The 23,906-nt window shown below is 64.2% G+C and carries 21 protein-coding genes; 7 read left to right on the top strand and 14 right to left on the bottom strand.

Annotated elements, in window-relative coordinates; genetic code table 11:
* Positions 1-12 precede the first annotated feature (12 nt).
* Positions 13-1,476, top strand: a complete 1,464-nt coding sequence (locus tag ACQGNJ_RS02920) for a glutamate synthase subunit beta (protein ID WP_426687734.1) — start codon at positions 13-15, stop codon at positions 1,474-1,476.
* Between the two features lie 5 nt (positions 1,477-1,481).
* Here ACQGNJ_RS02920 and ACQGNJ_RS02915 read toward each other — a convergent pair whose 3' ends face one another.
* On the bottom strand, positions 1,482-4,958 hold the full coding sequence (locus tag ACQGNJ_RS02915; RefSeq protein ID WP_426687733.1) for a hybrid sensor histidine kinase/response regulator: 3,477 nt from the start codon (positions 4,956-4,958) through the stop codon (positions 1,482-1,484).
* Between the two features lie 92 nt (positions 4,959-5,050).
* Here ACQGNJ_RS02915 and ACQGNJ_RS02910 point away from each other — a divergent pair, with 92 nt between their 5' ends.
* Both ACQGNJ_RS02910 and ACQGNJ_RS02905 read left to right on the top strand, forming a co-directional pair.
* On the top strand, positions 5,051-5,695 hold the full coding sequence (locus ACQGNJ_RS02910; protein WP_426687732.1) for a 4'-phosphopantetheinyl transferase family protein: 645 nt from the start codon (positions 5,051-5,053) through the stop codon (positions 5,693-5,695).
* Positions 5,696-5,798: 103 nt separating this feature from the next.
* Positions 5,799-6,542, top strand: a complete 744-nt coding sequence (locus ACQGNJ_RS02905; protein WP_426687731.1) for a pyridoxine 5'-phosphate synthase — start codon at positions 5,799-5,801, stop codon at positions 6,540-6,542.
* A gap of 88 nt (positions 6,543-6,630) precedes the next feature.
* On the opposite strand, the gene ACQGNJ_RS02900 is transcribed toward ACQGNJ_RS02905, so the two are convergent.
* From ACQGNJ_RS02900 to dnaA, 9 genes are all read right to left on the bottom strand, one after another.
* Positions 6,631-7,035, bottom strand: a complete 405-nt coding sequence (locus ACQGNJ_RS02900; protein WP_426687730.1) for an ExbD/TolR family protein — start codon at positions 7,033-7,035, stop codon at positions 6,631-6,633.
* 6 nt (positions 7,036-7,041) lie between these two features.
* On the bottom strand, positions 7,042-7,464 hold the full coding sequence (locus ACQGNJ_RS02895) for an ExbD/TolR family protein (RefSeq protein ID WP_426687729.1): 423 nt from the start codon (positions 7,462-7,464) through the stop codon (positions 7,042-7,044).
* An 11-nt stretch (positions 7,465-7,475) separates the two neighbouring features.
* The gene (locus tag ACQGNJ_RS02890; protein ID WP_007809815.1) at positions 7,476-8,207 is read right to left on the bottom strand and encodes a MotA/TolQ/ExbB proton channel family protein; all 732 of its coding nucleotides are present in this window, start codon (positions 8,205-8,207) and stop codon (positions 7,476-7,478) included.
* Positions 8,208-8,305: 98 nt separating this feature from the next.
* Positions 8,306-8,965, bottom strand: coding sequence for an energy transducer TonB (locus tag ACQGNJ_RS02885; RefSeq protein WP_426687728.1), 660 nt, complete (start codon positions 8,963-8,965; stop codon positions 8,306-8,308).
* 213 nt (positions 8,966-9,178) lie between these two features.
* Entirely contained in the window at positions 9,179-10,465 is a 1,287-nt protein-coding gene (locus ACQGNJ_RS02880; protein ID WP_426687727.1) for a tetratricopeptide repeat protein, read from the bottom strand.
* Between the two features lie 156 nt (positions 10,466-10,621).
* The gene (gyrB, locus tag ACQGNJ_RS02875) at positions 10,622-13,054 is read right to left on the bottom strand and encodes a DNA topoisomerase (ATP-hydrolyzing) subunit B (protein ID WP_426687726.1); all 2,433 of its coding nucleotides are present in this window, start codon (positions 13,052-13,054) and stop codon (positions 10,622-10,624) included.
* Positions 13,055-13,149: 95 nt separating this feature from the next.
* A complete protein-coding gene (gene recF / locus ACQGNJ_RS02870) occupies positions 13,150-14,229 on the bottom strand; it encodes a DNA replication/repair protein RecF (RefSeq protein WP_426687725.1) in 1,080 nt (359 codons plus the stop codon).
* A gap of 95 nt (positions 14,230-14,324) precedes the next feature.
* Entirely contained in the window at positions 14,325-15,425 is a 1,101-nt protein-coding gene (gene dnaN, locus ACQGNJ_RS02865) for a DNA polymerase III subunit beta (RefSeq protein WP_426687724.1), read from the bottom strand.
* Positions 15,426-15,670: 245 nt separating this feature from the next.
* Positions 15,671-17,005, bottom strand: coding sequence for a chromosomal replication initiator protein DnaA (gene dnaA / locus ACQGNJ_RS02860; protein WP_426687723.1), 1,335 nt, complete (start codon positions 17,003-17,005; stop codon positions 15,671-15,673).
* A 192-nt stretch (positions 17,006-17,197) separates the two neighbouring features.
* On the opposite strand from dnaA, the gene rpmH reads away from it, so the two are divergent.
* The 4 genes from rpmH (at position 17,198) to mnmE (ending at position 20,961) form a co-directional block, all read left to right on the top strand.
* On the top strand, positions 17,198-17,332 hold the full coding sequence (rpmH, locus tag ACQGNJ_RS02855; RefSeq protein WP_007082494.1) for a 50S ribosomal protein L34: 135 nt from the start codon (positions 17,198-17,200) through the stop codon (positions 17,330-17,332).
* Entirely contained in the window at positions 17,292-17,750 is a 459-nt protein-coding gene (gene rnpA, locus ACQGNJ_RS02850) for a ribonuclease P protein component (protein WP_426687722.1), read from the top strand. The genes rpmH and rnpA overlap by 41 nt, the downstream gene beginning before the upstream one ends.
* Positions 17,751-17,813: 63 nt before the next feature.
* Positions 17,814-19,544: a membrane protein insertase YidC gene (yidC, locus tag ACQGNJ_RS02845; RefSeq protein WP_426687721.1), complete on the top strand. Its 1,731-nt coding sequence runs from the start codon at positions 17,814-17,816 to the stop codon at positions 19,542-19,544.
* 73 nt (positions 19,545-19,617) lie between these two features.
* Complete coding sequence (mnmE, locus tag ACQGNJ_RS02840; protein WP_426687720.1) at positions 19,618-20,961, top strand: tRNA uridine-5-carboxymethylaminomethyl(34) synthesis GTPase MnmE; 1,344 nt, start codon at positions 19,618-19,620, stop codon at positions 20,959-20,961.
* A gap of 1 nt (position 20,962) precedes the next feature.
* Here mnmE and ACQGNJ_RS02835 read toward each other — a convergent pair whose 3' ends face one another.
* From ACQGNJ_RS02835 to ACQGNJ_RS02820, 4 genes are all read right to left on the bottom strand, one after another.
* Positions 20,963-21,682 carry an alkane 1-monooxygenase gene (locus ACQGNJ_RS02835; protein ID WP_426687719.1) on the bottom strand — a complete coding sequence of 240 codons (720 nt, stop codon included), beginning with the start codon at positions 21,680-21,682 and terminating at the stop codon, positions 20,963-20,965.
* A 15-nt stretch (positions 21,683-21,697) separates the two neighbouring features.
* Positions 21,698-22,027, bottom strand: a complete 330-nt coding sequence (locus tag ACQGNJ_RS02830) for a fatty acid desaturase family protein (RefSeq protein ID WP_426687718.1) — start codon at positions 22,025-22,027, stop codon at positions 21,698-21,700.
* A gap of 44 nt (positions 22,028-22,071) precedes the next feature.
* Positions 22,072-22,968, bottom strand: coding sequence for a ribokinase (rbsK, locus tag ACQGNJ_RS02825; protein WP_426687717.1), 897 nt, complete (start codon positions 22,966-22,968; stop codon positions 22,072-22,074).
* A gap of 159 nt (positions 22,969-23,127) precedes the next feature.
* Positions 23,128-23,760: a hypothetical protein gene (locus tag ACQGNJ_RS02820; protein WP_426687716.1), complete on the bottom strand. Its 633-nt coding sequence runs from the start codon at positions 23,758-23,760 to the stop codon at positions 23,128-23,130.
* Positions 23,761-23,906 lie beyond the last annotated feature (146 nt).

Here is a 23,906-nt window from a genome sequence, read left to right as displayed (position 1 = left end):
GAGACTCCACACATGGGCAAGATCACCGGCTTTCTCGAATATCCGCGGCTCAGCGAAACCAGCGAGGCACCGACGCAGCGCAAGAAGCATTGGCGCGAATTCACCCGCCATCTCGGCGACGCCGATGCGTCGACCCAGGCGGCGCGCTGCATGGATTGCGGCATCCCGTTCTGCCACAACGGCTGTCCGGTCAACAACATCATCCCGGACTTCAACGAGCTGGTGTATCGACAGGACTGGAAGCGGGCGCTGGATGTGTTGCACTCGACCAACAACTTCCCCGAGTTCACCGGACGGATCTGTCCGGCGCCTTGCGAAGCGGCCTGCACGCTCAACATCAACAGTGACGCGGTAGGCATCAAGTCGATCGAGCACAAGATCATCGACAAGGGCTGGGAGGAAGGCTGGGTGACCGCGCAGCCAGCCGCGCGGCAAACCGGCAAGAGCGTCGCCATCGTTGGTTCCGGCCCGGCCGGGCTGGCCGCTGCGCAGCAGCTGGCACGGGCCGGCCACGCGGTGACGGTGTTCGAGAAGAACGATCGCATCGGCGGCCTGCTGCGTTATGGCATTCCGGACTTCAAGCTGGACAAGGCCTTGATCGACCGGCGCATCGAACAACTGCGGGGCGAGGGCGTGCAGTTCCGCACCGGTGTTTTCGTCGGCGATGCCAGTGCGGGAGCCGCGTACGGCAAGCTCGACACCATCGCGCCGGAGCAGCTGAAGCAGGCTTACGACGCGGTGGTGATCGCCGGCGGTGCGGAAACGCCACGCGACCTGCCGGTGCCCGGCCGCGAGCTGAAGGGTGTCCATTTCGCGATGGACTTCCTGCCGCTGCAGAACAAGGTGGTCGCCGGCGACCGGCTGGAGCAGCAGATCCTGGCCACGGCGAAGAACGTGGTGGTGATCGGTGGCGGCGACACCGGTTCGGATTGCGTGGGTACCTCCAACCGCCATGGCGCCGCCGCGGTGACCCAGTTCGAGCTGCTGCCGCAACCGCCGGCACAGGAAAACAAGCCGCTGGTATGGCCGTACTGGCCACTGCGCCTGCGCACTTCGAGCTCGCACGAGGAAGGCTGCCAGCGCGACTGGGCAGTGGCCACCAAATGCTTCAACGACGACGGCGCCGGCAATGTGCGCAGCCTGACCGCCGTACGCGTCGCTTGGCAGGACGGCCGCATGGCCGAGGTGGCGGGCAGCGAATTCGAGATTCCCGCCGGACTGGTGCTGCTGGCGATGGGCTTCGTGTCGCCGCTGCGACATGTGCTGGACGCCTTCGGCGTGGCCAAGGACGCGCGTGGCAATGCCCTCGCCAGCACCGACGGCGAGGGTTGCTACCGCACCAGCGTCGACAAGGTGTTCGCCGCCGGCGACATGCGGCGCGGCCAATCGCTGGTGGTCTGGGCGATCCGCGAAGGACGCCAGTGCGCCCGCGCCGTGGACGAATACCTGCAGGGGAGTTCGACTCTGCCGCGCTGAGCCGGCTAGTTGCGGTGGCCATCCTGGTTGCGCAGCGGCGCGGCCAGCAAGGCGCGCAGCGCGGCCGGCTTCACCGGTTTGTGCAGCAGCGGATAGCCCAGCGCGCGTGCGCGCTGCTTCAGGTCGCTGCTGCCGTCGGCGGTGATGATCGCCGCCGGCGGCATCCTGCCCACCGAGTCGCGCAGTTGTTGCAGCGCCTGCAGGCCGTCGACGTTATCGGCCAGATGGTAGTCGGCCAGGATCAGATCGATGGAACCGCCGGCCAGCTCGGTGCGCGCCTGCGCCACGTCGATGGCGGAACGGCAGTCGATGCCCCAGCGTCCCAGCAGCGCTCGCATGCCTTCGAGGATGGTTGCGTCGTTGTCCAGACACAGCACGGTCAGCGGCAGTTGCGTATCCGGTCCGCTGCGCGGCACCCGCTGGCGGCGCGCCGGCACCGGCGCGTTGCGCGGCACGGTCACCGCGAAGCAACTGCCGTGCGGCACCCGCGAACTCAGATCGAGCCGATGACCGAGGATGCCGGCCAGCCGGTCGCAGATCGACAGGCCCAGGCCCAGACCCTTCTCGCCCCACGGTGACGGCTGATCCAGTCGCTGGAATTCGTCGAAGATCCGCTCACGCTGCTCGGCTGCGATGCCCGGACCCGAATCCCACACTTCGATGCGCACCTCGTCGCCGAGCCGCCTTGCACCGAGCAGCACGCTGCCATGGCGCGTGTAGCGCAATGCATTGGAGAGGAAGTTCTGCAGGATCCGCCGCAACAGTTGCGGGTCGCTGCGCACGGCAAGCCGGGTCGGTACCACGCGCAGGCGCAGTCCGCGCTGTTCGGCGACCACCGCGAATTGCGCCTTCAGCGAGTCGAACAGGTCGGCCAGCGCAAACCCCGACACCTCGGGGTGATAGCCGCCGGTATCCAGGCGCGAGGTATCCAGCAACGTATCCAGCAGATCCTCCGCCGCGCGGAACGAGGCATCGATGCGTTCGGCCAGTTGTGCGGCTTCCGCATCCAGCCCGGGGTACTGGCGCAGCGCCGAGGTGAACAGGCGCGCGGCATTCAGCGGCTGCAGCAGGTCATGACTGGCGGCGGCGAGGAAGCGCGTCTTGGAGATGTTGGCGGCCTCGGCGGCGCGGCGCGCCTGGGCGGTGGCCACCAGCGCCTCGGACAGCTCGGCGGTGCGCTGTTCCACGCGCAGCTCCAATGTCTCGTTGGCATCGATCAGTGCCTGTTCGGCGTTCTTGTAGGCGGTGACGTCGGTATAGGTGGTGACATAGCCACCGCCGGGCAGCGCGCGGCCGCGCATCTCGATCACCGTGCCATCCGGCCGGATGCGCTGGAACAGATGCGAAGAGCCGGCGCGCATGTAGTCGATGCGCTTGGCCACATGGCCGTCCACCTCGCCCGGACCACACTCGCCCAGTTCGGCATTCCAGCGGATGAGCTCGGCCACCGGCACACCGACGTGGACCATGCCATCGGGATAGTCGAACAATTCCAGATAGCGCCGGTTCCACGCCACCAGACGCATGCTCGCGTCGACCACGCTGATGCCTTGCGAGACGTTTTCCAGGGTGGTCGACAACAGCTCGCGATTGAAGCGCAGCTCCTGCGAGGCCTCGTCCAGCAAGGCCATCGATTCGGCCACGTCCAGGCCGCTGCCCGACAGCGCGCTGATCAGGATCCGTCGTGCATTGGCCGCCCCGACCGCCGAGGCGAGCAGGCGTTCGGTGTACTGGATCAGGGCCCGATCCGCCGCCGCATGAGGCTGCAGCGGCTTGCTGTGGCGCCGACCGTAGTCGTCGAAGGCGCGCGCGCTGCTGCGTTCGCCGACGATGCGCTCGGCAATCGTGCGCAGGTCGGCCACCACCACGCGACCACGCCAGTCGCCGGCGCCGCCGCGGCTGGCCGGATCGCCTTCCATGAACATCGCCGCATGCAGACGTTCCTCCAGGCTGGGGCGGAAGCGCAGCGAGACGAACACCAGGCAACCCACGTTGACCAGCAGCGACCAGAACGTGCCATGCATCACCGGTTCCCAGCCGCTGAGATGGAACAGCGCCTGCGGCCGCAGCCAGTCCCAGCCAAACGGACCGTGTTGCAGCCACTGATCGGAGCGGATCAGCGCCGGCAGCAGCAAGGTGTAGACCCATACCGCGAAGCCGCCAGCCAGCCCCACCACCACGCCGCGGCGGCTGGCTCCGCGCCAGTACATCGCGGCGATCAGCGCGGGGGCGAACTGCGCCACCGCGGCGAATGCCAGCAAGCCGGTAGCGGCGAGATTCTCCGCGTTGGCGGCCACGCGATAGTAGGCATAGGCCATCGCCGCCAGCAGGAGAATGGCCACCCGGCGTACGGCCAGCACCAGCTGCGACAGGTCGCTGCGATGTTCCAGCCGCAGCCGGCGGATGCGCAACAGCGCCGGCATCACCAGGTCGTTGCTGATCATCGTGGACAAGGCCACCGCCGCCACGATCACCATGCCGGTCGCCGCTGAGAAGCCGCCGACGAAGGCCAGCAGCGCCATGCCCCGATCGCCGTGAGCCATCGGCAGGGTCAGCACCCAGGCATCGGCGGCGCCATCACGCACCAGCGGCATGTGCGCGCCGGCCGCCACGATGGGCAGCACCGCCACGCTGATGATGACCAGGTACAGCGGCACCATCCAGCGCGCGCGGCTGAGGTCGCCGGCTTCCTCGCACTCCACCATGCCGATCTGGAACTGCCGCGGCAGACAGAACATCGCGAAGAAGGCCAGCATGGTCTGCGCCAGAAACCCCGGAGAAAGGCCCTGACTCATCTGCGTCAGCGGCGCCTGCACCGTGCTGGCCAGGCCAGGCCCGCGCCACAGCGCGTAGCCCGCCAGAGCCACGAAGGCAAGCAGCTTGATCAGCGACTCCAACGCTATCGCCAGCATCAGTCCGTGATGGTGCTCGGTCGCGTCGATGCTGCGCGTGCCGAACAGGATGGCGAACAGCGCCAGCAAGGCGGCGCACCACATCGCGCTGTCGATGCCGCCGGCCTTCACCCCGCCGAGCGCTGCGCCGCCGAGCACCCCGTAGGACATCGCCACCGCCTTGAACTGCAGGGCGATATACGGCACCACCGCAATCACCGCAATCACCGCGACCAGCGCCGCAAGCCCGTGCGACTTGCCGAACCGTGCGCCTATGAAGTCGGCGATCGAGGTGATGTTGCGCTGCCTGACCACCTGCACCAGCCGGCGCAACAGCCCGAAACCGAAGATGTACAGCAGGATCGGGCCGAGGTAGATCGGCAGGTAGGCCAGGCCATCGCGGGCGGCAGTACCCACCGCGCCGTAGAACGTCCACGACGAGCAATACACCGCCAGCGCCAGGCTGTAGACGATCGGACGCAGGCGCGGCTGGCGCGGATACAGCGGCCGACGGTCGCCCGCATAGGCCACCACGAACAGCAGCCCGACATACAGCAACGAGACCAGCAACAGCAGCCAACCCTGGATCAAGCGATGTTCTCCCACGTCGGCAAATCGTCGGTCCGCGCATCCGGGCCGCTCGCGCGCTTGTGCGCCGGCGACCCCGGCGCCACCATGCACGCATGATCGCCAGACCCGACCCCGTTCTCGCCAACGTAGCAGAGGCCCTGGGCGATGACGAGATTCACGTGTGGCGCGTGGACTACCGGGCGTCGCAGGGGCGCAGGCCGCTGCGTGTTCTGCTTGCCGGCTATCTCGGCATCGCCGCCGGACAGGTGGTGCTGATCGACGGCGAACATGGCCGTCCCGCACTGGCTGCAGTGCATGACCAGTCGCTCGGCTTCAACTGGTCGCACAGCGGCGACCAGGCCCTGATCGCGGTGGGGCGGAACATCACGCCGGGAATCGACCTGGAACGGGTGCGGCCGCGCCATCGCGCGCTGGAAATCGCCGCTCGCTTCTTCAGTGCCGATGAGGCGGCGGCGCTGGCAGCGCTGCCGCTGGCGGAGCAGGCTGTGGCCTTTCTTGAAGTATGGACGGCCAAGGAGGCCGTGGTGAAAGCACTCGGTCGCGGCATTGCTTTCGGGCTTGATCGCTTCAGTGTGGCGCGCGATGCCGGGCATTTGCGCTTGCTGCGACTGCACGGCGACGATGCCGGAGCCTGGCAGTTGCGACAGCTGGAGCTGGATGCGGACGTCGTCGGGGCACTGGCTTGGCGTGGTGCCCAGCGCCAGATCCGCGTCGGCAGGCTTGCCAGCAGCGCGTGATCGGCGCACTGTTTCCGGTCCATCGAAACGCTGTCATTCGTCGCCAGCCAAGTGCCGACGTCGCCGTCCCGATGTTTCATTCCTTGCGGGTTGCCAGAAAGTCATGACTTTGCTCAGCGTCAATCTCAACAAGATCGCCGTGTTGCGCAACTCGCGTGGCGGCGACGAACCGGACATCTGCCGCGCGGCGCAAACCTGCATCGAGGCCGGTTGCGGCGGGATCACCGTGCATCCGCGTCCCGACCAGCGCCATGTGCGCCCAGACGACGTGCGCGCGCTGGCCGCGATGCTGCGCGGACGGGTCGAGTACAACATCGAGGGCAATCCGTTCGCCGGTGCCCGCGGTGACTACCCCGGACTGCTCGAACTGGCACGCCAGGTGCGCCCGACCCAGGTCACCCTGGTACCCGACAGCGATGGCCAGATCACCTCCGATCACGGCTTTGACCTGCGCAACGACATTGCCCGTCTGCGGCCGTTGGTCGGCGAACTTGGCGACCTCGGTTGCCGGGTCAGCCTGTTTGTCGATGCCGGCAGCCAGGACTTCGACCTCGCCGCCGTGATCGGCGTGCAGCGCATCGAGATCTATACCGGCCCGTACGCCGAAGCATTTGCCGACGGCAGGCCGGCGCTCGCGCTGGCGGCATGTGCGGATACCGCACGGCGCGCGCAGCAGGCCGGGTTGGCCGTGAATGCGGGGCACGACCTCAGCCAGGCCAACCTGGGCACCTTCCGCGCTGCCATTCCCGGGCTGGCCGAAGTATCGATCGGTCACGCGCTGATCGGTGAGGCCTTGTACGACGGCTTGGCCAACACCGTGCGCAACTACGTGCAGATCCTGCGCTGATCTCTTCGCGACTCTGCGCTGCGCAAACAAAAACCCCCGCACCAGGCGGGGGTTTTGCTTGTTGCCTGCTGCCGAGGGCAGCACCGGGTCAGAAATCCTCGGTAAAACCGATCTTGACCAGGTTGTAGCTCTTCGCATCCGCCAGCACGCGGGCCACGTGCTCGTAGGCCACGCCATCCGCCGCCGCGATCTGGATTTCCGGCTGGTTGCTCTGCTGGGCGATCACCGCCAGCTGCGCTTTCAGCCCCAGTTCGTCAACGGGGGTGTCGTTCCAATACAGCGAACCACTCTGGTCGATCTTCAGATGAATCGGATCGAGCGGATTGGGCGGCGGCGTGTTCCTTGCGTTGGGCTGCGGCAGATCGACCTGGATCTTGTGCGCCAGCACCGGCGCCGTGATCATGAAAATGATCAGCAGAACCAGCATCACGTCGACCAGCGGCGTGACGTTGATCTCCGACATCGGACCGCTTGTCTTGGTAGAGAAAGCCATCTCAGGTCACCCCTTCGGCGCGTCAGTGGTCATGAAGGCGACATGCACCATGCCCGAATCCTTCGTGTCACCGATGATCTTCTTCACGATCTTGAACTCGGTGCCCTTGTCCGCGCGAATCTGCAGCTCCGGCTGCGGCGACTTCTGCGCATTGACCGCCAGCAGGGACCGCAACTCGGCTTCGGTGACCTGGTGGTCATTGAAGTACATGCTGCCGTCCTGCTTCACCGCCAGATCCAGTGGCGGAACCACCATCTCCGGTTCCTTGGTCTTCGGGTTGGCCGTCGGCAGGTCGATCGTGATGGAGTGCGACATCAGTGGCGCCGTGATCATGAAGATGATCAGCAGAACCAGCATCACGTCGACCAGCGGCGTGACGTTGATTTCCGACATCGGACCGCCGGAATTGCCTCCAGTGCTCATCGCCATGGGTCAATCCCTCACTTCGAGCTGTCGACGCGCGAACCGGTAGCGAAGAAGTCGTGCAGGTCGTGTGCGAATTCGTCGAAGCGGGCGTAGGTCAGACGGTTCGAGCGGCTGAAGAAGTTGTACGCGAACAGCGCCGGGATAGCGGCGAACAGACCGAACGCGGTCATGATCAGCGCCTCACCGACCGGGCCGGCCACCGCATTCATCGAGGCGTTGCCCGAGGCGGCGATGCGGATCAGTGCATGGTAGATACCCCAGACGGTACCGAGCAGACCCACGAACGGAGCTGCGGAGCCGACGGTGGCAAGCAGGGTCATGCCGCCTTCCAGACGCAGGCTCTCGCGAGCCACGGCCTGACGCAGGGCGCGATCGATGAATTCCGAACGGCTCAGCGATTCGGCCAGACGACCGGTGGTACCGGCAGCCGCGGTGGCCTGCTGGTGATGGGCAACCGCCGAGGCGGCATCCAGCGCAATCTTCGAGAACGGCTCGCTGCGCGGCTGCGCTTCGAGTTCGCGAATCGCGTCCTGGGTGGAGCCGTTGCCCCAGAAACCGTCGATCACCTTGTCGGCGCGGGCCCGGACAGTCGCATTGCGAATGCCGTTGGCGATGATGAAGTACCAGGAAAGGAACGACATCACGACCAGGGTCACGAAGACGACCCAGCCGAGCCAGTCGAAGTTCTGGATCAGGTTGTCGAAGCCCATCTGTTTCATGGCTTCGGCGTTGGTATTGCCACCCATGGCCTGTGCGGCATCGGTCGTTGCAGGAGTCTGTAGGAACATAACGCTACCCTAGGGAAGTCAAGCGTGAACTGTAACTGTAAACCGGGGTGACCCGGTTACAGCTGGTTGAGATTGAAGTTGACGGGAACGCGGGCGTACCCCTCAACTTTTTGTCCATTTCGAATCGACGGATTGAAGCGCCAACGGCGTGCTGCATCCATGGCTGCACGGTCAAGTTCATGGTAGCCGCTGGACTTCTCGACCTTGATGTCCTTTGGTGAACCATCCACGCCCACCAGGATCATCAGTATCACCGTACCTTCATGCCGCTGACGGATTGCCTGCGGTGGATACTTCGCCGTCAAACTACTGTTGTAGCTCAAATCCTGACTGGCCGAGATATCCGCTGGCGGCGCCGGCGGTGACGGCGGTGACGGCGGTGGTGCCGGGGTCGAATTTGCCGAGACTTCGTCCACCACGGGTGGCGGCGTCGGCGGCGGCGGGGTCGGCGGCGGCGTAACCTGCTTGATGATTTTCGGCGGCGGCTGCTTCGGTGGCTCCGGCGGCGGCGGTGGTGGCGGCGGCGGCGGCGGCGGCGGCTCGATGAAGTTCACCTGGACGATGCGTTCCTTCTCCTTGTGGTTCTGATGCGGCGGCGCCATCGGCGCCACGATCAACAGAAACGCAAACGCATGCAGCCCGATGGCCACTGCCAATGCCCAGGTGCGCTTCCAACTAAACGGCTCGCGCCCATTTTCTTCGTTACTTGAGGCCATCTGTCACTGTCTGAAGCTGATCAATCGGAAGAGAACGTTGCCGCAGGGCTTGACCCGGTACCGTCTGATGCCTGGACGGATCCGGTGAAAATCATGCCACTGGGGAGACGCAGGGGAAGGTTTCAACGTTACAACAGCACATGGCTTTTGTATAGCGTTACGGGGTGGATGGGCGGCCATCCAACCCGCAACCGGCCGTACTCTTTCATTTACTCAGCCAGCACCGGCCTTCTGCAACCAAGCCTTGGCTTTTGCGGCGGTGTCGGGATCCTGCGCCGCTTTCTTCATGGCGCTGATCGCGGCCGGCTTGTTCTTCATGCCGCGTTCGCACTCGGCCAGAATCATGTATGCCTTGCCTTTTTGCTTGACGCCCTTGTCGAGGGCGGTCTGTACCAGCGTCTTCGCCTGCTGGTACTTGTTCTCGCTGAGCATCAGGCGACTGGCGTGCAGGGCAGGCTCACCGTCCGTGGCCAGCGGTTGGGCCTTGGCGTAGTAGCCGATGGCCTTGTCGGTATTGTTGGCGATCTCGGCCGACTGGCCCAGCAGGACATAGGTCTCGGCTGACGGCTTGACCACGCCCTTGCTCATGCCTTCTTCCAGGACCTGCGCGGCCTTGGTGGCGTTCGGTGCCGGGTTGTCACTGTCCTGGCCCGTGATCAGGTAGAGCTTGGCCAGGTTCACATAATGCGATTCCTTGGTCAGCGTGCCTGCCGCGCGGCCCTTCTCCAACAGCTGGATGGCCTCGGGATACTTGTGCGCCTGCATCAGCACGGCGACGGCGTTGTTCAGTGCGTTCGGATCGTTCGGATTCGAATTGAGCTGGTTGGTCGCCAGGGCGGCGGCCTTCTCGTCCTGGCCGGATTCGGCGTAGCTGGCCATCAGGATCTGGTCCCAGCTGGGCTCGGGCTTGGTGCTCAGCGACTTGGCCTTGTTGATCGCGGCGATCGCTTCGGGGTATTTGGCCAAGCGATAGTAGGCGTTGCCCTCGAGCGCATAGGATTCGGCCGTTTCCTTCTTGCCCTCGGCACGCCATTTCGCAATCGTATCGAGTGCGGCCTGGTACTGCTCGTCGGCCAACTGGAACTGGGCCAGCATGTATTCAAGCTGGAAATAGGTGTCGTTCGGCATCACGCCGATGGCCAGCGAGCGCTGCAGCAAGCTGATCGCGCCCTTCGTGTCACTGTCGTTGTAAGCGAGATTGGCCAGACCCTGGAGCGCCAGCGCCTGGGCATATTTGCTCTTGCTGCTGTCGATGATCGCCTGCAGGAACTGCTGTGCCTTGGCCTTGTCGCCGGCGTTGACTGCATCCAGCCCTTCGTTGAGGTTCTTCTGGTCTTTTTCGCTGGTCAGGTCGAGCTTGGGCGCAACGCGGGTGGCGTTGGGATAGAGCACTTCCTTCTTGGCGGTGTCCTCGTGCTTGCGCGCCAGTACCGGGCTGCTGGCCATGCTGAACAGCAGCGCCGCACTCGCCAGCATGGTCAATCCACGGACATGCTTCATGGTGGTCCTCGTTTTGTCTGCGCGTATCGATCGAGTGACGCGGGGGAATCACGGAGGTTAACTCGATGCGGCATGCGATAACAAGCTGCAGTGCCGCATGGAAGTTTGTTAAAAATCAATTGCTTGAGCGATTATCTTGCATACCCGCGCGGATGGTCAGATGTCTAGGTTGGCGACCTTCAGGGCATTGGCCTCGATAAAGTCGCGACGCGGCTCTACTGCTTCGCCCATCAGCATCGAGAACATCTGGTCGGCGGCAACCGCATCCTCGATGCCTACCTGGAGCATGCGCCGGGTCTCCGGGTTGACCGTCGTGTCCCACAGCTGTTCCGGGTTCATTTCACCAAGGCCCTTGAAGCGCTGAATGCTGCGGCCCTTTTTCGCTTCATCGAGCAACCAGTTGCGTGCTTCCAGGAAGCTGAGCACGCCGCGCGATGCGTTGCCGCGACGTACCACGGCATCAGGCTGGATCATGCCTGCGATCTGCTGGCTCATCGCCAGGATCGGGCGGTATTCGTTGCTGCCGAAGAACGGCTGAGGCAAGAGCCAGGTATGGCTCAAACCATGTTGTTCCTTGACAACTTCAATGGCGGCGCCTTGCTCACCCTGCGCGGGTCGCAGCGCCATGCGGTAATGCGGCTTGCCCAGGCCACTGGCCGCCAGTCGCCCGGCAGCTCCATCCAGCCAGGCCTGCATGGCCGGTTCATCAGTCCACAGGTCGGCATGCATCGGGGGGTGTTCAAGCAGCGCGTTGAACACTGGCGCATCGAAGCGATGCGCCAGTTTGGCGATTTGATCCAGCGCATGCTGGTAGCCGCGCAGCAGTTTCTCCAGTGCCTCACCGGTGATCGGCGGCGCATCCGGGCTATAAGTCAGGGCAGCATTGTCGACCGCGCTGGCGATCAGGTAGTCGTTCAGTGCGGTGTCGTCCTTGATGTATAGCTCCTGCTTGCCCTGCTTCACCTTGTACAGCGGCGGCAGACCGATATAGATGTGCCCGCGCTCGATCAGTTCCGGCATCTGGCGATAGAAAAAGGTCAGCAGCAAGGTGCGGATATGCGATCCGTCGACGTCCGCGTCGGTCATCAGGATGATGCGGTGGTAACGAAGCTTGTCCGGATTGTATTCGTCCTTGCCAATGCCCGTGCCCAGCGCGGTGATCAGGGTGCCAACCTCGGCCGAGGACAGCATCTTGTCGAAGCGCGCCTTTTCGACGTTGAGGATCTTGCCCTTCAGCGGCAGCACGGCCTGGGTCTTGCGATTACGGCCCTGCTTGGCCGAGCCGCCGGCGGAGTCACCCTCGACCAGGAACAATTCGCACAGTGCCGGATCTTTTTCCTGGCAGTCGGCCAGTTTGCCCGGCAGGCCGGCAATATCCAGGGCACCCTTGCGGCGGGTCATCTCGCGTGCCTTGCGCGCGGCTTCTCGGGCGCGGGCGGCGTCGACCACCTTGGAGGCGATCGCCTTGGCTTCGTTGGGATGCTCCAGCAGGAATTCACCGAGCTTCTCATTGACCGCCTGTTCCACCGCGGTCTTCACCTCGGAAGAAACCAGCTTGTCCTTGGTCTGCGAGGAAAACTTCGGATCGGGCACCTTGACCGACAGCACGGCGATCATGCCTTCGCGCATGTCATCGCCGGTCGGGGCGACCTTGGCATGCTTGGCCAGACCTTCCTTCTCGATGTAGTTCTGCAGCGAGCGGGTCAGCGCGGCGCGGAAGCCGGTGAGATGGGTTCCGCCATCGCGCTGGGGGATGTTGTTGGTGAAGCAGAACATCGTCTCCTGGTAGGAATCGGTCCACTGCATCGCCACTTCCACCGTGATGCCGTCCTGCTCGGCCACCAAGCTGATCACGTTCGGGTGCAGCGCCGTCTTCAGCTGCGCCAGGTACTGCACGAACGAGCGGATGCCGCCCTCGTAGGCGAAGGTGTCCTGCCGACCCTCGTCACGCTCGTCCTTCAGTTCGATGGTGACGCCCGAGTTGAGGAAGGCCAGTTCGCGCAGGCGCTTGGCCAGAATGTCGTAGTGGAAATCGATATTGCTGGTAAACGTGGCAGGACTGGGCAGAAAACGAACCAGGGTGCCGCGCTTGGTCGACGGACCGACTTCCTTCAACGGATAGAGCGGGTCACCGAGGGCGTACTCCTGCAGGTATTCGTGGCCATCGCGGTAGATCGTCAGCCACAGATGATCGCTCAGCGCATTCACCACCGACACGCCCACGCCGTGCAGGCCGCCGGAGACCTTGTAGGAATTTGCGTCGAACTTGCCACCGGCATGAAGCACGGTCATCACCACCTCGGCGGTGGAGCGCCCCTCTTCCGGGTGGGTGTCAACCGGGATGCCGCGACCGTTGTCGCTGACGCTGACGGACCCGTCATCGAGGATGGTGACCACCACTTTGTCGCAGTACCCAGCCAAGGCTTCGTCGATCGCGTTGTCGACCACCTCGAACACCATGTGATGCAGGCCGGTACCGTCATCGGTGTCGCCGATGTACATGCCCGGGCGCTTGCGCACCGCTTCCAGGCCCTTGAGGACCTTGATGTTGCTGGAGTCGTAATGCGATTCGTTGATGGATTCGTTCATGCGGTGACCGTTTCCTGGCGCCAGCTACCCGCCCGACGCGGCGCCGTGAAAGGCCGGACAGGGTTATGCCATCTGTGAGAGATGCAACCCTTCGATTATAGCAGGCAGGACACGTGGCCTTGTTCCACGTGGAACACTCGCGACGGAAGCCCCTCCAAGGCAGCCGGGAGATCAGTGCCGGTCAGCAGGATCTGTGCGTTCGCCGCGGCCAGCTGGGCCATGACGGCACGCTGGTGCGGCCGATCCAGCTCGGAGGCGAGGTCGTCCAAGCAAACCACCGGCCAATCGCCATGCTGTTCCGCATAGAGCCCCGCCTGGGCCAGCATGCACGCCAGAGCCGCCAATTTGCCCTGCCCGCGGGACAGATGCTCGCGCAACGGGGCATGCTCGAAGAGCATCGTCCAATCAGCACGATGAGCGCCAAGCGCGGTGTGCCCGCGCGCGATATCTCTGCCACGCTGTTCCCGCAGCTGTCCTGCCAGCTCATGATCTTCCGCCCAACCACGACGGTAACGAAGCTCCAGCGCTCCCAGTTCGCCCAGCAGACCAGCCGCGCTCGCTGCCAGCCTCGGCCGCAGGAGGTCGAGGTAGGCCTGTCGCTGGAGATCGATCAGGTGTGCCGACTGGGACAGCTCGGCCTCCCATGGCAGGAAGAGCGCATCGCCTGCCAATGGATTGCTTCGCAACAAGCTGTTGCGTTGCTTCAGCGCCCGTTGATAGCGGCGCCAAGCCGAGAAGAACTCGTGTTCCACGTGGAACACGCCCCAATCGAGGTAGCGGCGTCGCTCCTCGGCACCTCCGGAAATGAGTGCATGGGAGCCGGGGTCGAAACAGACTACAGCGCATTCCTGCACCAATTGACCCAAGGCGGCGTTGACCCCATCCACCCGCCCTTCCCAACGAGCACCGGTTTTACCCAAACCCAGCCGAATGAGTCGCCCATCGGCACGCCGCCACTCCGCAAAGACGGACAGACCGGGGGCCCCTCGCCGCAACAAGGCATCCTTTGCACCACTACGAAAAGAACGCCCATGGGACAACAGGAAGACCGCCTCCAGCACGCTGGTCTTGCCGGCACCGTTGGCGCCCACAAAGACGTTGATTCCGGAATCCAGCGCTATCGTGGTTTCGCCGAAACAGCGGAGACCGGTGATGCGCAACTGCTCGATATTCATCCGCACTCACGCCTCAAACAGGAACGCCGGAGTCCCTGGTGGGGACTCCGGCGTTTCGACGTCTTGCCGCCCGTGGCGAAAACCATGCGCGGCGGTCAGAGCCGCAGCGGCATGATCACGTGGCGGGCATGCTCGTTGTCGTGCTCCTGCACCAGACAGCTGGACTGGGCATCGCGCAGGCTCAAGCGTGCATGGTCGCCACGCAGTGCAGCCAGGGCATCGAGCAGATACCCCACGTTGAAACCCACCGCAAGATCCGACACATGGGTATCAGCCTCGACTTCCTCGACGGCCTCCTCCTGTTCCGGGTTATGCGCGACGATCCGCAGCTTGCCCGGCGACAGCTCAAGACGCACGCCGCGGTACTTCTCGTTCGAGAGAATGGCTGCACGCTGCAAGGCGCCGCGCAAAACTTCCCGATCCAGCGTGGCGGTCTTGTCGGCGCCCAATGGAATCACCGCCTCGTAGTCCGGGAAACGACCGTCGATCAATTTCGAGGTGAAAACCACATCGCCGCGACGCACGCGCAGATGATTGCGACCAAACTCGAGTTCGACCTGCCCGTCACCCGTCTCCAGCAGACCGATCAGCTCATTGACACCCTTGCGCGGGATGATGATCTGCCGCCGGGTACTCACCGAGCTCTGCAGCTCGGTTTCCTTCATGGCAAGTCGATGACCGTCCGTGGCCACGCAGCGCAGGGTATGTTCCTGCAGATCCAGCAGCATGCCATTGAGGTAATAGCGCACGTCCTGGTTGGCCATCGCGAAGGCCGTGCGCTCCATCAAGTCCCGCAGCACCTCCTCGGGAAGGCTCACTTTCTCGACCAGCTCGATCTCGTCGACCGTCGGAAATTCGCTTGCCGGCAGGGTGGTCAAAGTGAAACGGCTGCGACCGGCGTTCAACGCCACGCGATCACCATTCAACTTCAGTTCGATCCGTGCGCCGTCAGGCAGCGCTCGCACGATGTCGAACAGCTTTCGCGCCGGAATGGTGATCTCGCCGTCGACCAGCTTTTCCGCATCGGCGGTAGCGACCATCTCCACTTCGAGGTCGGTGCCGGTCAATGACAGCTTGTTGCCACCGACTTTCACCAGCAGGTTGGCCAGCACCGGCAATGTCTGGCGGCGTTCAACCACGCCGACGACCTGTTGCAGCGGCTTGAGCAGGGCTTCTCGTTGGATGCTGAATTGCATGGCTATGCTTCCCCTATACCTGCTGTTTTATCTTTAAAAGAAGTGTAGTTGTTGTTGTTGGCGCGGTGTATAACTTTTTTTTCGCTGAAAACGTATTTTAATCAATTGCTTGCGAGGAAAACACATTGTGTTCCGGAAGGCGGTTTGTCGGTGCGTGAATTGTGGATAAGTTTCAAGGCCTATTCATCCACCCATTATCCACAGCCTGCACCCCCGCTTATCCATAGCTTTCCCTGTCGCGCGTCTCAACCGGTAAGTGTGCGGATCAACTGTTCCCAATCCTGCCGTATCCGCGGGTCGGTTTCGATGAATTTGCGGATCGTCTTGCAGGCATGCATCACGGTCGTGTGGTCGCGACCGCCAAAGGCCTCCCCGATTTCCGGAAGGCTGTGATCGGTCAGCTCCTTGGACAGCGTCATCGCAATCTGGCGCGGCCTGGCCAGCGACCGCACGCGGCGCTTGGACAGCAGATCCTGCAGCCGGACATTGAAGTACTCGGCGGTGATCTTCTGGATATTCGGGATGGTGACGGCCTGAGCGTGGGTGGCCAACAGGTCGCGCAGGGTTTCCTCGGCAAAATCGGTGGTGATCGGCTTGCCGTAGAAATTCGCGCGTGCCGCCAGCGTGTTCAGGGCGCCCTCGAGGTCACGCACGTTGGAACGGATGCGCTTGGCCAGCAGCATCGCGACATTCTCGTCCACCGCCACACCTTTTTCGTGCGCCTTGGCCAGCAGGATCGCCGCCCGCGTCTCGAAATCCGGCGGTTCGATCGCCACCGACAAGCCCCACCCCAGTCGCGACTTGAGGCGCGGCTCCAGCTTGTCCACTTCCTTCGGATAGCGGTCGCAGGTGAGGATGATCTGCTGCTTGGACTCGAACAACGCGTTGAATGTGTGGAAGAATTCTTCCTGGGTAGTGTCCTTGCCGGCGAAAAACTGGATGTCATCGATCAGCAGCGCGTCGACCGAGCGGAAGCGTCGCTTGAATTCATCCATGCTCTTGGCGCGCAAGGCCTCGATCATCGAGCCGACGAACTGTTCCGAACGCAGGTACAGAACCTTGAAGTCCGGGTTGTGCTCGCGCATCAGGTTGCCTGCCGCATGCATCAGGTGGGTCTTGCCCAGCCCGGTGCCGCCGTACAGCAACAACGGGTTGTAGGCGCGTCCGGGGTTGGTCGCCACCTGCATCGCCGCGGCCTTGCCGAGTTGATTGGACTTGCCTTCGACAAAGGTTTCGAAGGTGTAATGCGGATCAAGATTGTGGTGATGCACGACCGCCGGGGCGGTGGCATGACGGGCGGCTGGAGCAGGTGCCGGTTTCGCCGCAGGCGCCGGACGGATCGAACTGGAGCCGACTTCCAGCCGCACAACCAGTGGTTTGCCGGCAAGTTGCGACAGCACCGCTTCAATCTGTTCCAGATAGCGCCCGCGAACGGTTTCCAGCGTGTACGAATTCGGCGCAAACAGCTGCAGGCCATTGGCATCTTCGCGCGCCTGCAGCGGCATCAACCAGGTGTGCAGGTCTTCGGCGCTCAGATCGCCCTCCAGGCGCTCAAGGCAGCGCCGCCACAGATCACTCATGAATGAAATCAACCACTGCTTGAAGCGCTGCTGCGCGGGGGTGATGGGCTAGTCTAACAGCTGCCTCCACAGGCAGACCGCCCAGATATCCACATCCTTGTCCACAGGTCGCGTTTGCAAGCATTTGACAGTAGTGGCAAATCACCGCCATACTTTCCAACCTTTTTATCCACATTCCCTTCGGAGTAAGCCATGAAGCGGACCTTCCAGCCCAGCAAGCTCAAGCGCGCACGCACGCACGGTTTCCGTGCCCGTATGGCCACCGCCGACGGCCGCAAGATCATCAATGCCCGTCGCGCCAAGGGCCGCAAGCGCCTCATCCCGTAAGCAGATCCGGCGCATGTCCACCGCCGGTCTGCCGCGCGATGCGCGGCTACGTCGGCCGAGCGACTTCGCCGCCTTGCGGACAAGCAGCGGACGCGCAGGCGGCCGCTGTTTTCATATGCGTTTTCGCGACAACGAGCTGGGTCACGCCCGGCTCGGCCTCGCGATTTCCAAGCGTGTCTCCAAGCGGGCGGTCGAACGGAACCGGATCAAGCGATTGCTGCGCGAGTCGTTCCGTCGCGTGCGCCATCAGCTTCCCTCCGTCGACTTGATGGTGATGGCGCGCGAACTGGCTGCCGGCATGCCGGGGCCAGAGTTGCTCGCCGAACTGGACGCCTTGTGGAAAAAACTGCTGGCCAGCCAGGCCGGATCGTCCGAAGCATTGAAGCGCGCCGGTCAGACCACCACAATCGAGCGTTGACCCTCTCCTTACAGTCTCCGCGGCGTTGACAAGTGTCGTGGCGTTACCCGGATTTGCTACGCGATGAATCAAACGCGCACCTTCCTCATGTTCGCCCTGGTTGCCGTGGCCTACTTCCTGTTCATGGCCTGGCAGAAAGACTACCCACCGCTGGCACCGCAGACCGCCGCCACGACAGCGGTTGCGTCGTCGAGCGACGCCAGCGTCCCGGGGGCGATTCCGACCGCCGCTGCGCCGGGTGCCGCCGCTCCTGCTGTCGGCACCATCGCCAATGCCACGGCGCCTGCAGTCGCGCAGCTGATCACGGTGCAGACCGATGTGCTGAAGCTGAGCGTGGATACCCGCGGTGGCAGTCTGGTGCATGCCGACCTGCTGGCCTACCCGGACGCGCCGCGCACGCACAAGGCCCCGAACCCACCGCCGACCGTGCTGCTGACCACCGAGCCTGCGTACTACTCGGTCGCCCAGAACGGCCTGGTCAGCAGCAGCGACACCGCGCCTGCGGATCAGCCCAACCACCTGGCGCTGTTCCATGCCGACAAGACCACCTACGCGCTGACAGCCGGCCAGGACGAACTGAAAGTCGACCTCACCTGGCAGGATGCCGCCGGCCTCAAGGTCACCAAGACCTATACGCTCAAGCGTGGCAGCTACGTCATCGGCGTCAGCCAGCGCATCGAAAACGGCGGCGCCACGGCTTGGCAGGGCAATGCCTATCAGCAGCTGTTGCGGGTTGAACCGCCGAAACCCGGCAACTGGATCCAGAGCTACAGCAAACCGGAGTCGCGCAGCTTCCAGGGTGCCGCCTGGTACACCGGCGAGAAGTTCGAGAAGCTGGCGTTCAAGGACTTTGCCAAACCCAAGGACCAGCTCAACGCGTCGATCAAGGGCGGTTGGGCGGCGATGCTGCGACTGTACTTCGTCACCGCGTGGATTCCGCCGGCCGGGCAGACCGAGCAGTACCTCACCGACACGATCAACCCGGACAGCGTCCACCCGCGCTTCATGATCCGCACTGTCGGTCCGTCCATCAGCGTCCCGCCGGGTCAGAGCGCGACCAGTGATTCGCGCCTGTATGTGGGTCCGAACAAGCAGGGTTCGATGGACGCGATCGCGCCGGGTCTGGACCTGACCATCGACTACGGCATGTTCAAGATCATCGCCGTGCCGATGCACTGGGTGCTGTCGCAGTTCCACGCGATCACCAAGAACTGGGGCGTGGCGATCATCCTGCTGGTGCTGCTGATCAAGGGTCTGAGCTGGAAGCTCACCGCCATCCAGTACCGTTCCAGCGCACGCATGCGCAAACTGCAGCCGCGTGTCCAGGCGCTCAAGGAGCGTTACGGGGACGACAAGCAGAAGATGCAGACGGCGATGATGGAGCTGTACAAGAAGGAAAAGGTCAACCCGATGGGCGGTTGTCTGCCGGTGCTGATCACCCTTCCGGTGTTCTACGGCCTGTTCTTCGTGCTCGAGTACAGTCTGGAACTGCGCCATGCGCCGTTCCTGTGGATCCCCGACCTCAGCGCACCCGATCCGTTCTACATCCTGCCGATCATCTACGCAGCGGTGATGCTGGGTACGCAAATTCTGAATCCGGTCGCCGCGGGCATGGACCCGACCCAGGCGAAGATGATGAAGGTGATGCCGTTGCTGTTCACGGTGATGTTCGCCTTCTTCCCTGCCGGTCTGTGCCTGTATTACGCGGTCAACGGCATCGTCGGTCTGGGCCAGCAGTGGTGGATCACCCATCACATCGATCGCGAGGACGTGGCCAGGCCCAAGGCCGCCTGATCCCGGGTCGTCGCCGCCTCGTCAGCCGCGAGCGGGCAACCGTCGCGGCTGACTTCGTTTGGAGTCGCCGAGCATGAATGAGCACAGCCCCGACACCATCGCCGCGATCGCCAGCGCACCGGGTGCGGCCGGCGTGGGCGTGCTGCGGGTCTCCGGTGCGGCGGTGCCGACGATCGCGCGGAGCCTGCTCGGCCGTGCGCCGCAACCCCGCCACGCGCACTTCGCGGCGTTTCGCGATGCCGCTGGCGTGCTGATCGATCGCGGATTGTTGCTGCACTTCCCTGCTCCTGCTTCGTACACCGGCGAGGACGTGCTGGAACTGCAAGGCCACGGCAGCGCGGTATTGCTGGATGCCTTGCTGCGTCGCTGTTGCGAACTCGGTGCGCGGCTGGCGCGGCCGGGTGAATTCACCGAGCGCGCCTTCCTCAACGGCAAGCTCGACCTGGCGCAGGCCGAAGCCGTCGCCGACCTGATCGCGGCGCGCTCGCAAGCTGGCGCCCGTGCCGCGCTGCAATCGATGGAAGGGGTGTTCTCGCGCCGGGTCGAGGCGCTGCTGCAGGCGATGATCGCCTTGCGCGTGCACATCGAGGCGGCGATCGATTTTCCCGAAGAGGAAATCGACTTCCTCGCCGACCCGGCGATCAGGCACCAGCTTGAAGGCGCACGCGCCGAACTGGCCGAACTGCTGCGCGAAGCCAGGCGCGGCCTGCGTCTCAACGACGGCCTGCGGGTGGCGATCATCGGCCGCCCCAATGCCGGCAAGTCGAGCCTGCTCAACGCACTGGCTGGCAGCGATCGCGCCATCGTCAATGCCACTGCCGGCACCACCCGCGACGTGCTGCGCGAATCCCTGAGCCTGGACGGCATCGCGCTGGAACTGGCCGACACAGCGGGCCTGCGCGAGACCGATGACGAAGTCGAACGCGAAGGCGTGCGTCGCGCCCATGGCGAGTTGCAGCGTGCCGATGTCGCCCTGCTGGTCAGCGATGCCGAACACGCCGGCGCCGACCTCGCCTTCTTCGCATCGCTGCCCGCAAACGTCGAACGCGTGGTCCTGATCAACAAGATCGACCGCGACGGCCTCGCCCCGCACGCCGAACAACGCGACCACGCGCACTGGCTATGGGCCTCCGCCAAAACCGGCGAAGGCCTCGAGCCCCTGCGCGACCACCTCAAGCACCTCGCCGGTGCCGGCAGCGGCGAAGGCGCCTTCAGCGCCCGCCGCCGCCACGTGCTGGCGCTGCAGCAAGTCGCCATCCATCTCGATCGGGCCGCCCACACCTTGGCCACCCATGCCGGCGAACTGGCTGCCGAAGAACTGCGTCAGGCCCAGCACGCACTGGGCGAAATCACCGGCAGCTACAGCAGCGACGATTTGCTCGGCGCAATTTTCGGTTCGTTCTGCATCGGCAAATGAATCAACGCGTCGCGGCGAGTGCGCGGTGATCCATCACCCGTCGCCAGAGCGGCGGTAGCAGCGCCAGCACGAACATGGTCGCGTAGCCGGCGGGAAGTTGCGGGCTGTCGGCATGATGCAGCAGTGCCTGATAGCGCCGTCGTGCCGTCTCGTGGTGATCGGAATGGCGCTGCAGATTGAACAACAACCAGTTGGTGTAGCGCTGCGACGAGTTCCACGAGTGCAGGTGATTGACGCGCTCGTAGCGTCCCGGCGAAATTTCCCGGCGCGACAGGCCGTAATGCTCGACGTAGTTGATCACCTCCAGGGTGGCGGCGGCGACGATACCCTGGGCGAGGAAGAACAGCAGCGCGGGCGCGCCGCCCAGCAAGCCGGACAGCGTCATGAAGACCATCCACAAAGCGGTCCAGTGCACCATCTCGTTGCGCCATGACCAGGGCGACCTGCCGCGCTGAAGCTGCCGCACCGCCTCCAGTCGCCACGCGTTGCGCACGTTGCGCCACAGGGCGCGGGGTACAAAGGCGTAGACCGATTCTCCCAACCTTGCCGAAGATGAATCCTCGGGCGTGGCCACGTGCAGATGGTGGCCGCGCACGTGTTCAACCTTGAAGCCGTGATAGCCCACACTGCTCAGCAGGATGCCGCCGATCAGCGGCTCCACCCGGGTCGACTTGTGGATCAGCTCGTGTGCCGGATTGATGGCCAGCGTGCCACCAATCACCCCGGTCGAGAGGATTCATCCGATGATGCCGACAGGCCCCATCGACCAGTGGATGAAATGCCAGGTGCACCATGCCAGCGTGGCCAGCCACAGCGGCAGCACGAGTGCGGTGAGAACGCGGAAATACACATGCCGGTCGAGTCGCGCGGCTTCTCCGGGATCCTTCGGGTTGCTGCGGTCCTGTCCGACCAGGGCATCGATCAGCGGCACGATCCCGAAGATGAAACCCAGCGGAAACCATGCAGCGAGATCGAGCGGGATACCGGCAGCGGCCAGCGCCAGCGTGCCCGATGGCAACAGGGCCGTGGAGAAGGCAAGCAGAAAGCCGAGATCACGCAGGCGCATGGTTTCAGCATAGCGCCAACCTCACCTGGTTGGCGCGGCGGCGCTCAGGCGGACCGGTCGCCCAGCCATGCCTCGACTTCAGCCAGGCTCGGCATGCCACCCTGCGCGCCGAGCTTCGTCACCGACAGTGCGGCGGCGGCGCAGGCCTTGCGTACCGCGACGGCCAGGCCTTCGCGCAGGAATACCGCCAGTGCGGCGTTGAAAGTGTCGCCGGCGCCGGTGCTGTCGACCACCTCGACGGCGAAGCCGCTCTGGTGGACGGGATCACCGTCTTCGCGATACCACGCACCGTCGCCGCCGCGGGTCAGTACCACCGGGCATGGCGCGCGCCGCATCAAGCTGCGGAAGTCTTCGTCGGCATCAGCACCGAGCAGGATCGCCAGTTCATGCTGGTTCGGGGTGACATAGCGGGCCAGCCGCAACCATTCGGTTGGCAGCTTTTGCGCGGGGGCGGGGTTGAGGATTACCGGCACGCCCAGGCGGTGGCCCAGGCGCAGGGTTGCCTCCACCGTCTCCAGCGGGATTTCCATCTGCACCAGCACGACGTCGGCGCGCTCGACCAGCGCGCGTGCGTTCTCCACGTGCGCCGGGGTGACGTGGGCATTGGCGGCGGGCACCACGATGATCTGGTTTTCACCGCCGGCGACCGTGATCGAGGCGGTGCCGCTGGCAACATCGTCGAGCTGCGCGACGTGGCCCAGATCGATGCCTTCGGCGGCCAGACCCGCGCGCAGTTGCTGACCGAAGGCGTCATCGCCGGTGGCGCCGACCAGAGTCACTTCGGCACCAAGCCGGGCCGCGGCCACGGCCTGGTTGGCGCCCTTGCCGCCGGGCACAGTGAGAAAGCGTTCGCCCATGATGGTCTCGCCCGGGCCGACGAAGCGCGCCGCCTGGGTGACCAGATCCATGTTGATGCTGCCGACGACGACGATGCGTGTCATGGGTGTTTCCCGGCCAAGCTGCGCTGGCGTCATTTCAGACAGCTGAGCTTAACTGCTGGCGCAGGCAGACCAAAGTCGGGAAGGCGATGCCATCGACAGCTCAGGTCCCACGGTGTTGGCCGAGGGCCGCCGGGTCGCGGCACAGCGAGTGGACCGAACTCAGGGCGAGGGGACGCGACCGAAGCCGGTGTCGCCACCGGGGACCAGATCCGGTGCGGGGCCGGCCACGGCCAACAGCGATTGCGCGTAGGCGTCCTCGATGCTCACGGTGGAGACTTCGTCCCAACTGAAGAACGAAGGCTCGCGCATCCATTCAGCGTCGGGGCTGAGCTCCTGCATGTTGAAGCCGTCCTCCTCGACGTCGACCAACCGGCCGATGTAGCAGACTTCGGACTCGTCTTCGCTGTCCACATGCACGCCGATCACCGGGGCCTGGGCACCAGCGGCCTGGATGACTTCGCGGATGTTGTCCAGCGGGAAGCCTCGCGGCGGTCGCGGCAGGATGTGCTTGATCGCCAGCGCCTTCTCGAAGAAAACGTGATGCTTGTCCGGCGCTTCCAGTTCGGAGATGTCGCGGTGGCGCATGATGTACATGCCGTCGTAGCTGATGCCGTCGCCGACCACCCAGAGCAGGAAGAATTCGCGCCCGACGCCGCCCACATAGCCGCAGAAGCTGCCGTGTTCCAGCTCGTCGCGCCACAACCGGATCAGCGTCTGTTTCTGTTGCGCTTCGCGCAACTGGGCGCGGAGGCCGGTATTTTTCAATTCGATGACGTTGTTCACGGGGTCCATTTTAGCAGAGCGACCTGAGCGAGTAAAAAGAGACTTCCTCCCCTTTGGCCTCGAGGGCCATGATGGTGTTGCAACACAACCGTCAACAGAAGAGGAAGTCTCCATGAGCACTATAACCCTGGGTGTGGACTTGGCGAAGAGCGTGT

This window comes from Rhodanobacter ginsengiterrae, assembly GCF_050026815.1.
GTDB lineage: Bacteria > Pseudomonadota > Gammaproteobacteria > Xanthomonadales > Rhodanobacteraceae > Rhodanobacter > Rhodanobacter ginsengiterrae.
The sequence above is the reverse complement of the archived record's forward strand: the minus strand, read 5'-3'. Positions and strand labels throughout refer to the sequence as shown.